Source organism: Myxococcus sp. CA005, from assembly GCF_006518205.1.
GTDB lineage: Bacteria > Myxococcota > Myxococcia > Myxococcales > Myxococcaceae > Myxococcus > Myxococcus xanthus.
Map to the genome: position 1 here is coordinate 57,448 of NZ_SRLV01000011.1, position 10,077 is coordinate 67,524.

General features: G+C 67.9%; 14 protein-coding genes. 8 read left to right on the plus strand and 6 right to left on the minus strand.

The annotated features are described in order from the left end of the window. Positions 1-40: 40 nt before the first annotated feature. Positions 41-1,144 (minus strand): ankyrin repeat domain-containing protein, encoded by a 1,104-nt coding sequence (locus tag FMQ63_RS07100; protein WP_011554429.1) that lies wholly within the window; start codon positions 1,142-1,144, stop codon positions 41-43. A 30-nt stretch (positions 1,145-1,174) separates the two neighbouring features. After that, on the minus strand, positions 1,175-2,164 hold the full coding sequence (locus FMQ63_RS07105; protein ID WP_011554428.1) for an NAD(P)H-quinone oxidoreductase: 990 nt from the start codon (positions 2,162-2,164) through the stop codon (positions 1,175-1,177). A gap of 82 nt (positions 2,165-2,246) precedes the next feature. Between FMQ63_RS07105 and FMQ63_RS07110 the strand changes: the two genes are divergently transcribed. From FMQ63_RS07110 to FMQ63_RS07120, 3 genes are read left to right on the plus strand one after another with little or no spacing between them, the layout of a single operon-like run. Beyond that, a complete protein-coding gene (locus tag FMQ63_RS07110; RefSeq protein WP_020478355.1) occupies positions 2,247-2,456 on the plus strand; it encodes a DNA gyrase inhibitor YacG in 210 nt (69 codons plus the stop codon). Then, positions 2,453-3,184, plus strand: a complete 732-nt coding sequence (locus FMQ63_RS07115; protein ID WP_011554426.1) for a tyrosine-protein phosphatase — start codon at positions 2,453-2,455, stop codon at positions 3,182-3,184. The genes FMQ63_RS07110 and FMQ63_RS07115 overlap by 4 nt, the downstream gene beginning before the upstream one ends. Before the next feature lie 17 nt (positions 3,185-3,201). Continuing rightward, entirely contained in the window at positions 3,202-4,269 is a 1,068-nt protein-coding gene (locus FMQ63_RS07120) for a lysylphosphatidylglycerol synthase transmembrane domain-containing protein (protein WP_011554425.1), read from the plus strand. A gap of 46 nt (positions 4,270-4,315) precedes the next feature. Here FMQ63_RS07120 and FMQ63_RS07125 read toward each other — a convergent pair whose 3' ends face one another. From FMQ63_RS07125 to FMQ63_RS07130, 3 genes are all read right to left on the minus strand, one after another. Then, complete coding sequence (locus FMQ63_RS07125; RefSeq protein WP_011554424.1) at positions 4,316-4,807, minus strand: hypothetical protein; 492 nt, start codon at positions 4,805-4,807, stop codon at positions 4,316-4,318. Positions 4,808-4,894: 87 nt separating this feature from the next. Further along, positions 4,895-5,068, minus strand: a complete 174-nt coding sequence (locus FMQ63_RS37320; protein ID WP_011554423.1) for a hypothetical protein — start codon at positions 5,066-5,068, stop codon at positions 4,895-4,897. Continuing rightward, complete coding sequence (locus FMQ63_RS07130; protein WP_011554422.1) at positions 5,065-5,322, minus strand: ribbon-helix-helix domain-containing protein; 258 nt, start codon at positions 5,320-5,322, stop codon at positions 5,065-5,067. The genes FMQ63_RS37320 and FMQ63_RS07130 overlap by 4 nt, the downstream gene beginning before the upstream one ends. A gap of 381 nt (positions 5,323-5,703) precedes the next feature. On the opposite strand from FMQ63_RS07130, the gene FMQ63_RS07135 reads away from it, so the two are divergent. From FMQ63_RS07135 to FMQ63_RS07145, 3 genes are all read left to right on the plus strand, one after another. After that, on the plus strand, positions 5,704-6,276 hold the full coding sequence (locus tag FMQ63_RS07135) for a TMEM165/GDT1 family protein (protein WP_011554421.1): 573 nt from the start codon (positions 5,704-5,706) through the stop codon (positions 6,274-6,276). A gap of 119 nt (positions 6,277-6,395) precedes the next feature. Further along, positions 6,396-6,926: a hypothetical protein gene (locus FMQ63_RS07140; protein WP_011554420.1), complete on the plus strand. Its 531-nt coding sequence runs from the start codon at positions 6,396-6,398 to the stop codon at positions 6,924-6,926. 113 nt (positions 6,927-7,039) lie between these two features. Continuing rightward, entirely contained in the window at positions 7,040-7,474 is a 435-nt protein-coding gene (locus FMQ63_RS07145) for a VOC family protein (protein WP_225909338.1), read from the plus strand. 22 nt (positions 7,475-7,496) lie between these two features. On the opposite strand, the gene FMQ63_RS07150 is transcribed toward FMQ63_RS07145, so the two are convergent. Continuing rightward, positions 7,497-8,321: an aspartyl/asparaginyl beta-hydroxylase domain-containing protein gene (locus FMQ63_RS07150; protein ID WP_011554418.1), complete on the minus strand. Its 825-nt coding sequence runs from the start codon at positions 8,319-8,321 to the stop codon at positions 7,497-7,499. Between the two features lie 307 nt (positions 8,322-8,628). Between FMQ63_RS07150 and FMQ63_RS07155 the strand changes: the two genes are divergently transcribed. Together FMQ63_RS07155 and FMQ63_RS07160 are read left to right on the plus strand one after the other, a co-directional pair. Beyond that, a complete protein-coding gene (locus FMQ63_RS07155) occupies positions 8,629-9,267 on the plus strand; it encodes an MFS transporter (RefSeq protein WP_011554417.1) in 639 nt (212 codons plus the stop codon). Beyond that, the gene (locus tag FMQ63_RS07160; protein ID WP_011554416.1) at positions 9,264-10,067 is read left to right on the plus strand and encodes a GNAT family N-acetyltransferase; all 804 of its coding nucleotides are present in this window, start codon (positions 9,264-9,266) and stop codon (positions 10,065-10,067) included. Before FMQ63_RS07155 ends, FMQ63_RS07160 begins: the two co-directional genes overlap by 4 nt. The last annotated feature ends 10 nt before the right edge of the window (positions 10,068-10,077 follow it).

The following is a 10,077-nucleotide window of genomic DNA, read 5'->3' on the forward strand; positions in this document are numbered from 1 at the left end:
GGCGCAGGATAAAGGCCCGGTGTCGGGGCGCAATGGTCTGTTACTTCTCGATGCGTTCCTTGACGTCGAAACGCCCGGCCAGCACCTGATGTTTCTCAATCACCAGCCGGTCCGCCGTCAGCACGCCCCGGACGTCCAGGCTGTAGTCGTTGTAGAAGGCGTCGACGGTCGAGGCCTTGAGGTTCCCTCCAATGATGACGGGGCCCTCGGTCTGGAAGGTGTCGCATTCGAAGTCACCGCCCACGAAGAGCTGGCACCCTTCGAAGTTGGACGCCTTGCCCTTCACCGTCAGGTTCCCCGTCACCAGGAGCGACAGCACCTTCAGGGGGCCCTCCACCACGAGGTCGCCGTGGTGGACGAAGGGGTTCTTGGACACCTTCTTGAGTGTCTTGCTCGCGGGGGCCCGCGTGGCGACCTGCCGGATGAGGTCGATGGTGGCGAAGACGAGCGGGGCGTTCGTGTTGCCGTGCTCTGCGATGCCCGCGTAGAGCTGGTCGATGGTGACCGAGTACTCCTCGACGAAGACGCTCTCCATGAACGCGCGGAGCTGCTCCCACGTCTTGGGGTTGCCCCCCGCGGGAGCGTCCCCTGACAGGTATTGGGTGACGCGCTCCTCGGAGAGCTCCTTTACCTTCTTGGGCGGAGGGCCTCGCTGGTCCTGGGTCTTCTTCAGGAGCTCCACGAGCAGGGGGCCCACGTTCTTGCTGTGCCGCGAGGCGCGGGCGACGGAGAGCACCGACCTGCCCCCCTCCGTCTTCAGCCGAGGGTCGATGCCCTGGTCGATGAAGAACCGCACGACGCGGTCAGCGCCGAACTCCGCAGCCCGGTGAATCGGGAACTCGTAGTTCGAACCCGCCCGGATGTCGGCGCCGTACTCCATGAGCAACTGGATGACGTCGACGTTGTTCTGGGGCACGGCGATCATCATCGGCGAGTGCCCGTTGATGGTCTTGAAGTCCAGGCTGACGCCGCTGGCGAGCAGTGCCCGGATTTGAGTCACCACCTCGGCGTTCTTGCGCTCCGCCTTGGCCAGGCTCTGCCGGTACTCGGCCTCCGGCATTTCGACCCGGTGATAGGTCTGGATGTAGTGGAGGTCGTTGATCTGCCGGAATAGCTTTTCGAGCTCTTGCTGCTGCTCCGTCATCGAATCCGTTCCTTCAGTGCGCGATGCGGCTCACGCCCAGCGCACCACCAGCTTGCCCACCGAGTCATTGCCGGCCATGCGCTCCAGCGCCTGCCGGATGTCCGCGCGCGGCACCACCGCGTCTATCACGGGCCGCAGCGCCCCTGTGCGGAACAGCGGCAACAGATGCCGCTCCGCGCTCTGCGCCAGCGCGATCTTCTCTTCCAGCGGACGGCTGCGCAGCACGGTGCCGGTGATGCGCAGCCGCTTCGTCAGCACCGTGCCCAGGTTCACCTCGGTGGCCGCGCCCGCCACCAGCCCCACCAGCATCAGCCGCCCCCGGGGCGCCAGGGCGTTCAGCGTCTCCGGCACGTAGCCGCCGCCCACCAGGTCCAGGCACAGGTCCGCGCCCCGGCCGCCTGTCTCCTCGCGCACCGCGTCGGCGAAGCGCGGCGGCCTGGTGTCACACAGGACCGTGCGCGCCACGCCCCAGGCGGCCGCGCGGGCCAGCTTCGCCGCGTTGCGGCCCGTGCCCACCACGCGCGCGCCCATGGCCTGGCAGATGAGCGCCGCCGCCGAGCCCACGCCACTGGCCACCGCGTGGACGAGCACCGTCTCGCCGGGCTTGAGCTCGCCCTGGAGCACCAGCGCGTCGAACGCGGTGAGGTACGCCTCCGGAATGGCCGCCGCGTCGGTGAAGTCCATGCCGTCGGGGATGGGCATCGCCTCTCGCTCGTGGGTGACGAGCAGGTCCGACCACGCGCCCCCGCCCACCAGTCCCATGACGCGGTCGCCGGGCTGGAAGCGCCGTGCGCGCGGGCCCACGGCCACCACCTCGCCCGCGTACTCCAGGCCTGGAATGTCCGGTGCGACGTCCGGCGGCGCGGGGTAGTGGCCACGAAGCTGCAGAAGGTCCGCTCGGTTGAGCGCGGACGCCCGCACCCGGACCAGAATCTCCCCTGGGCCTGGGACGGGCTCGGGGCGTTCTTCCTCGGCGAGGACCTCGGGGCCTCCCGGACGGGTGATGCGAAGGACCTTCATGGCAGGCGCCTCCTATGGAAAGGCGAGCACGAAACATCCTGGCTCGCGAGAGCGTCAACGCTTATCTAGAACACCGTCCACCATGAGCACCCTGACGTGTCCCATCTGCCAGAAGCCCGTTCCCCCGCGCGGGGAGAACGCTGCCTTTCCCTTCTGTTCCAAGCGCTGCCGCGCCGTGGACCTCGGCCGGTGGCTCGGCGAGGAGTACCGCGTCCCCGACCGGCAGGCGGATGAGCAGGAAGACGAGCTGCCCGCCGACAGCCACCCGGCACGCCAGCACGGCGACGCATGAGCGGCTTTGTCGACCTGCATTGCCATCTGCTGCCCGGCGTGGATGACGGGGCACGCACGCTGGAAGACGCGCTGGAGATGGCGCGTGCGCTGGTCGACCTCGGCTTCTCCACCGTCGCCCCCAGTCCGCACGCGCGCCCCGAGTACGCCCCCGTGGAGGTGGTGGACGTGCGCCGTGCGGAGCTGGCGGAGGCCCTGGAGCGCGAGCGCATCCCGCTGGCATTGGGGCGCAACGCGGAGAACGTGCTCGACGATGCCTTCCTGCGCGGCCTCAGCACACCCCAGGCCCGCAAGTTGGGCCCGGGCCGCTACGTGCTCGTGGAGCTGCCCTACACCGCGCCCGTCCCCGCGCTGCCGGACATCCTCTTCCGCATCCGTACCAAGGGCGTGGTGCCGCTGCTGGCGCATCCCGAGCGCTGCCTGGAGTTCGAGCGGAAGGGCCGCGCCGCGGAGGCCGTGCGAGCTGGGGCATTGTTGCAACTGGATATCGGTGCGCTCATCGGCCGCTATGGCGGCACGGCGAAGAAGCTGTCCCGCGCCTTCCTGGACGACGGGCTCTATGCGGTGGGCGCCACGGACCTGCATGGGCCCGTGGGGGCCCGGGACTGGGTGGGACGCTCGCTGGCGGAGCTGCGGAGCAGGGCAGGGGAGGCGAGCTTCGCCCGTCTCATGAGGGACAATCCCGCGACTTTGTTGGCCGGGGAGTCACTGGAGTCCGACCCGGACTGACGGTATACCCGGCCCCTGTGAAACGTGCCGTCAAACTCCTGGCCAGCCTCCTGGTCACCTTCCTCTTCATGTGGTGGGCCTTCCGGGACACGGATTGGGCGACGCAGCTGGCCAGCCTGAAGTCGGCCAACTACGCGTGGCTGGTGCCGTACTTCGGCTGCCTGTTGGCCATCCACGTCTTCCGCACCCTGCGCTGGGGCTGCCTTCTGTCGGGCCTGGAGCAGGTCCCGTTCCGAAAGCTGAATGAGGCGTCCGGCATCGGCTTCATGATGCTGCTGGTGCTGCCCTTCCGCTTGGGCGAGTTCGCGCGGCCCTTCCTCATCGCGCAGCGCAGTGGCATCCGCCGCAGCGCGGCCATGACGTCCGTGGTGCTGGAGCGCATCGTGGACGGCCTCTTCGTGGCGGCGATGCTGCGAGCGCTGCTCTTCTTCGTGCCCACGGAGACGCCGGAGATTCGCTACGTCAAGCTGGGCTCGTGGCTGATGTTCGCGGTGTTCGGCGGCGGTCTGGCGTTCCTCCTCTTCGGCCTCTGGCAGCAGCAGCGCACGGTGAATCTGGTGCGCGCCACCGTGGGCCGGCTGGCGCCGCAGGTGGCGGACAAGGTGGCGGACATCGTCGACACCTTCGTGGGTGCCATGCGGCAGTTGCCGAAGGGGCGGCAGGTCGCGCTCTTCTTCCTCTACACGGCGCTGTACTGGGGCGTGAATGGCGCGGGGATGTCCATGTTGGCCAACGCCTTCGACTGCTCGGGCGCGGCGCCCGGCACCGTCTGCGAGCCCATGGACCTGACGCTCTTCCAGGCCTACGTCGTGCTGGGCGTGCTGGTGGTGGGGCTGATGATTCCGGCGGCGCCGGGGATGATGGGCACCTTCCAGGCGGCCACGAAGGTGGGCCTGAGCCTCTTCCTTCCGGCCGCCGCGGTGAATGCGAGCGGGCTGGCTTACGCCAACGTCATGTGGCTGAGCCAGACGGTGCAGCAGGTGGGCCTGGGCCTCATCCTGCTGTCGATGGGGCACCTGTCGTTCAAGGACATCGCCGGCAAGCTGGACGACAAGGACGGCGAGGCGGCGGCACCTTCCGCCTGACGCCGGGGCCGCATCCCGGCCCCGGGTGCCGTGTCGATGCGGCTTCTTACGGGGTGGGCGTCGACGCCTGCTCCGTCTCCGCGGGAGCGGCTCCCGTCTTCGCGGGGGCGGTGTCACCGCTCTTGCCCGTCACCACACCCTTCACCTTCTCCATGGCGGCCTTCGGGTCGATGTTGCCCTTGAGGGTGCCGAACGGCGTGTCGATGACCTGCTCCCGCTTCTCCGAGGAGGCGTAGCCCTCTGGCGCGCACAGGGCCTTCGAGGTGTCGCGCACGGAGACGACGGGGGTGTTGATGGTGGTGGAGTCCTCGGACGTGGCCTTGGCGACGAGCTTGTCGTCGCGCATCAGCACGCAGCGGTCCTCGCCGTAGTACCAGGCGGTGGAGCTGTCCGGGAACTCCTGCGCGCGCGTGGGTCCTGAGCCCATGGCATCGACGACCTGATGGGACGACATGCCCGGGTAGAGCTTGTCGAAGCCAGGGGTGGCACAGCCGGCGGCGGCGAGCGCGAGTGCGGCGCTGACAATCGGGAGACGCATGGGGTGTGGGGCTCCTTCCGAAAAGGAATCGCGGAGCCTACCCCGGCGCCACGTCCGGCCTCCATGTGGGGGGCCGGACGCATCGTGTCAGAGTTCCTGATCCAACCAGCGGACGATGGCCTCGCGAATCGAGGCCGGCCGCTCGGAGTCCAGTCGGGTGCGAAGCAGGCGGGCCGCGTCGGCGTCGCGCAGCATTGAAGCGGGCATCAGCTCACGCGTGCGAGGAAGGGACGCGCGGGACGCGACGGCGGCAGACCTCATGACTGGCCTTCCTCCTTGGGCTCTCCGCGGCCGTACTTGCCGAGCAGGTCATCCACGGCCTCGCGCAGGTACTCGCTCTGGTGGATGCGGGTCCGCCGCGCCAGCTCGCGCAGCTTCTGGACCTGCTCCTCGGGGACCAGGACGTGGGTGGAGACGATGTCGGCGTCCGGGCCTCGGACGTCGACAGACACTTCCGTGGCCGCCGGGGACGACGGAGCCTCGGGGCTCAGGGGACTGGCGCTTCCATCCTGCATCGGACTTCCTCCGGGCGTGGCTGCTACAGGCCGCTACCTGCCTGTCCGCGGCATTAGGCGGGCGGACGGGCACGTCGTCAAAAAATGCGCCGGGGGCCAGGGGCTCGAGCCGTGCCGCAGCTCGCGTTGACAGCGCGGTACCGCGCTGCTACTCCGCGACTTGCCTTAGGGGAGTAGTTCACGCCAGCGGCGCTGGCGGCGGGAAGCTCGACACACTGGCTGGAAACGGCCCGGGCCCCCACCTCGTGATGTTCGCGAGACGAACGAGACCTTCGGACAGGGATTGTCGTTTCTTCCTGGCCGAGGTCCGTCGTGTGCGCGTGCTGCCCTGGCGTCTCCCACGAATCTGAACCCCGGCCCTGTTGTTGCGAGGGAGTCGTCATGTTGGAAGCGCTCATGGGTTCGTTTGTGTTGGTGGCCGCCAGTGAGATGGGGGACAAGACGCAGTTGCTCGCGTTCTCCCTGGCCACGCGGTTTCGCAAGCCGTGGCATGTGCTGGCGGGCATCTTCGTCGCCACCGTCGCCAATCACGCGCTGGCGTCCAGCGTGGGCAGTTGGGTGTCCGCGCACGTGCCGGCGAAGTGGATGGCGCTGCTCCTGGCGGTGCTCTTCATCGGCTTCGGTTTGTGGACGCTCAAGCCGGACACGCTGGATGAAGACGGAGGCAAGCCGCCGCGCTTCGGCGCTTTCCTCACCACGGTGGTGCTCTTCTTCCTCGCGGAGATGGGGGACAAGACGCAGTTGGCCACCATGGCCGTGGCCGCGCGTTATCAGGCGCCCATCACGGTGACGCTGGGCACCACGGCCGGGATGATGCTGTCGGACGGCCTGGCTGTGTTCCTGGGGGACCGGCTCGCCGGGCGGGTGCAGATGAGTTGGGTGCGGTGGGCCGCCGCCAGCCTCTTCTTCATCTTCGGCGCCCTGTCGCTGTGGACGGCGCTCCGGATGTCCTGACGGCTGGGACGCGCAGTGTGAATGAGGCGCTGTTACGGAGAAGTGTATTGCGCTTCATCACGGGAAAAGCTCCCATGTGAGAGGTCTGGGATGACCCGGACTTTTCTTCAGGAGCTGGAATGCGTTCCCCCATTCGTTTCTCCGCGATGATTCTGATGAGCGCCCTCATGGGCGTGGGTTGCAACGGTGCCCAGCCGCAGGACCCGGCGGCCGAGGCCGAGGTGATTGCCGAGACGGCGGAAGTGAAGCAGGGCGCTGTGGGCGACGTGGTGCTGCGCTGTGACGAGTTCCAGGGCGGCACGCACCTGGAGGTCGTCCAGACGGCGACCGGCTTCGAGGCCGCGTACGTCTCCGAGGAGTACGACCCCTGGGATTGTCGCTGCACGTACACGAAGCGCGAGATTCTGGGGCAGTACAACCAGTGCCGCCGGTCCACGGTGGACCCGCGCATCATGAACTGCTACCGCATCGAGCCGAGCGGCACCATTGGCAAGGTGGTGCTGTCCACCACGCGCGTGCAGAAGACGCAGATGGTCATCGGCAGCAGCACGACGGTGAACTACAGCGAGCTGAGTGTCGCGGCCATCAACCAGGATCCCGGCCAGACGCCGCGCCGTGACTACGTCTTCCCGCTGAGCGACTGCCAGTAGTCCGTACCCGGGCCGGGGTGGCGAGTGTGCCCCGGCCCTTTCTCCAGGGGGGGCGATGATTTCGGGCCGCGAGGGACGTCTCATCCTCAGGAACCCCTTCCCTGGAGGTCGTCGTGGCAGCGCATGATTCGTTGAAGGCCCGTGAACCGGGCGGTCCCCATGTCATCGTGAGTCTCCCGACGCGAGACCTGGCGAGGGCCTTTCGGTTCTACCGGCAGGGGCTCGGCTTCGCCCTCATGGCCGGGACGGAGGGCGACGCGATGCCCGAGCCCGTCCACTTCCGGCTCAACGCGGGCGTCAGCCTGATGCTCATCCCCACGGGCGGGTTCGGCTGGGTGGCGGGCGGCAACCGGGTGGCGGAGCCGGGCGTCTCCGAGTGCATCCTGGGCCTGTCGCTGGAGACGGAGGCCCAGGTGGACGCGCTCATTGCCCGGGCGCGGGAGGCGGGGGCGGAGGTCCCGGCCCCACCGGGGAAGCAGCCCTGGGGGTACTCGGGGACGTTCAAGGACCCGGACGGCCACGTGTGGATGCTGGACGTGGCGGGCTGAGGGCGGGGCTTCCGGCCAGGCCTCAGTGCTCGAAGATTCGGCCATTCGTCGACCAGGGAGGGGTGTATCCCTGGTTGATGAACTGCCCCATCACCCGGCCGAGCGCGGTGATGGCCTCTCGCTCGATGGCGGTGAGGCCGGGGTGCCAGATGTCGAGCAGCAGGCAGACCCGAGGCCGGTCGCTGTTGTTCCACACCTCGTGCAGGAAGGTGTCGTCGAAGAACAGGGACTCGCCCTCCACCCATTCGCGCGTCTCACCGTCTACCCGGATCCGGCAGTCGGGCGGAACGATGAGCGGCAGGTGGCACGTGAGCTTCAGGTTCATCGTGTCGTGGTGCGGCGGAATCTTCGTTCCCGGGCCGATCACGGAGAAGAAGAAGGCGCCGCTCGGGCTGAACTGAGGGTAGAGCGTCTCCATCAAGGCCGCGCTGCGGGGGCAGGCCTCGCAATTCGTCTCGTTCCGCATGCCCTCCTTGAGCAGATAGAGCGACCCCCAGTCCTGCCGGTCGAGGGTGGGGAAGCGGCCCGGCATCTGCTCTTCGTAGGCCAGCAGTTCGCCCTGGTGCGCGCGCGTCAGGAATTCCTCGCGCAGCATCGGCGTGGCTTCTTTCAGGAGGCGGGCCAGGGAGTCGAGCGAGGGGTACTCGGAGGCCGAGTACCAGCCGCGCGTGCCCAGACCCGGGAAGTAGAACAATGACGGGCGTTGCAGCGCCGGCAGCGGTGGGAGGGGCTGTCGCCCCGTGTTGATGAGCAGGGTTTCTTCCACACGCGCGAGCGCCTCACCCGCATGGGTTCGACGGAAGGGAATCATGGCCGCGTCGAGCGCTTCGATGATGGGATTGGACATGGGGTGCCGTGGAGAATTCTGTGTGGGTTGAATTCTTGAGAGGAAATTCCTGGGCGGTCTGGGGTGTCTTGCGATTCAGGTCAGGGTGGCTTCTATTGTCGTAGCTCTAGGTGGGGTGGAGTGTTTGTTTTGTCATTGAAGCGGGTGGTGTAATGGTTGTCAATGCAAGGGCTTGTCATGACCGTCAAAGTGTCCAGCGGTGCCTGTGAGTTCTCCTGACGCCCCCGCCCATGCCGGGGAGGCCCTCGGCCGGGGAGACCCGGCCCTGGCATTGGCAGCCCTGCCCGGGGGGCCGCCCGCCGGCTTCGTGAGCCAGCCCTTCTGGCTGTTCTGGTTCTTCGAGAACATCTCCGTCGCCGGCCGATGGATGATGGAGATTGCGGGCGGTTGGCTGGTGGCCCGGCTCGCGGATTCGGCGGCGCAGGTCGCGTCATTAATCAGCATCGCCAGCATTCCGGTGCTGGTGAGCATGGCCTGGGCGGGGCAGGTGGCGGATCGCTACGACCGGCGGCGGACGGTCCTGCTGATGGGGCCAGGGCTGGCGGTGACCGCGCCCAGGTGGGCCGGCATGCGGCTCGTGTGCGCCCCCTTGGTGGTGGGACTGGCGCAGGTGGGCCTCTCCTATTCGACCTCGCCGCTGGGGGCCGCGGTCATGCTGGCCATCAGCTCCTTCGGCATCGCCACCCTGGCCGGGCTGACACTGATGTTCATCCAGCTCACGTGTCCCCAGGACCTCCAGGGGCGGCTGTTGGGCCTTCACAACATCCTGTTCGCGGTCGTCCCTCCCGCGGGCATCGTCATGGGCATGTTGACCCACTATGTCGAGCTGCGCGTCAGCATGCGCTTCTTCGGGCTGCTGTTCGCCGGGGTTTCGACGGCGTGGTTGCTGCTCGCGCGGATTGGATCCGCGGACCTCACGAGGGCGGAAGGAAACGGTGTCGTATGAGTGCCTCCAGTTCTTCAGACATCCTGGCGCGGTTCGAGAAACTCGTCCGGCGGCGCGCGGTGTCCTCCGACCCCGCGTGGCGCATGGAGAGCGGGGAGGGCTTCCTCCGGGCCCTCGGGCCTTCGCCATCCCCTTTTGACAATTCCCTGTGTTGGGCCCACACGGATGAAGAGAACGTGGAGGCGGTCATCGCGGCACAGATGGCGTATTTCCGCTCATTGGGGCGCGCCTTCATGTGGAAGGTCTACACCCAGGACAGCCCCAGTGATTTGGAGACGCGTCTACTCCGAGCAGGGTTCGAGGTTCAGGCGCACGTGACGCTGGTCGTGCTCGACACGGCCCGCTCGCAGCCCGCGACCGCGCTTCCTCCGGGCGTCGAAATCCGGCGCGTGGACGACGCCACCGGGCTCGCGGCGGCCATGAAGGTGCAAGAGGTCGTCTGGAGTCAGGACTGCCAATGGTTGCACGACGCATTGAAGGAGGAGCTGCGGACGCAGCCGGACACGCTGAGCATCTTCGTGGGGTGGTCGGAAGGACGGCCCGTGTGCTCCAGTTGGATTCGCATCGAGGAGGGGGCGCCCTTCGCCAGTCTTTGGGGCGGCTCGGTCCTCCCGGACTTCCGGGGCAGGGGCTTCTACCGCGCCATGGTGGCGGCGCGGGCCGAGGTGGCGCGTCAACGCGACATCGCGCACCTCTATGTCGAGGCGGGCGACATGAGTCGGCCCATCCTCGAGCGCCTCGGCTTCCAGGCGCTCTCCCAGGTGGCCAAGTGCATCTACCGTCCGCCTGGCGTCGCGTGAGGCGAAGCTC

Coding starts and splice junctions, on each gene's coding strand:
- FMQ63_RS07100 (WP_011554429.1), bottom strand. CDS start 1,144: ATGACGGAGCAGCAGCAAGAGCTCGAAAAGCTATTCCGGCAGATCAAC.
- FMQ63_RS07105 (WP_011554428.1), bottom strand. CDS start 2,164: ATGAAGGTCCTTCGCATCACCCGTCCGGGAGGCCCCGAGGTCCTCGCC.
- FMQ63_RS07110 (WP_020478355.1), top strand. CDS start 2,247: ATGAGCACCCTGACGTGTCCCATCTGCCAGAAGCCCGTTCCCCCGCGC.
- FMQ63_RS07115 (WP_011554426.1), top strand. CDS start 2,453: ATGAGCGGCTTTGTCGACCTGCATTGCCATCTGCTGCCCGGCGTGGAT.
- FMQ63_RS07125 (WP_011554424.1), bottom strand. CDS start 4,807: ATGCGTCTCCCGATTGTCAGCGCCGCACTCGCGCTCGCCGCCGCCGGC.
- FMQ63_RS37320 (WP_011554423.1), bottom strand. CDS start 5,068: ATGAGGTCTGCCGCCGTCGCGTCCCGCGCGTCCCTTCCTCGCACGCGT.
- FMQ63_RS07130 (WP_011554422.1), bottom strand. CDS start 5,322: ATGCAGGATGGAAGCGCCAGTCCCCTGAGCCCCGAGGCTCCGTCGTCC.
- FMQ63_RS07135 (WP_011554421.1), top strand. CDS start 5,704: ATGTTGGAAGCGCTCATGGGTTCGTTTGTGTTGGTGGCCGCCAGTGAG.
- FMQ63_RS07140 (WP_011554420.1), top strand. CDS start 6,396: ATGCGTTCCCCCATTCGTTTCTCCGCGATGATTCTGATGAGCGCCCTC.
- FMQ63_RS07150 (WP_011554418.1), bottom strand. CDS start 8,321: ATGTCCAATCCCATCATCGAAGCGCTCGACGCGGCCATGATTCCCTTC.
- FMQ63_RS07160 (WP_011554416.1), top strand. CDS start 9,264: ATGAGTGCCTCCAGTTCTTCAGACATCCTGGCGCGGTTCGAGAAACTC.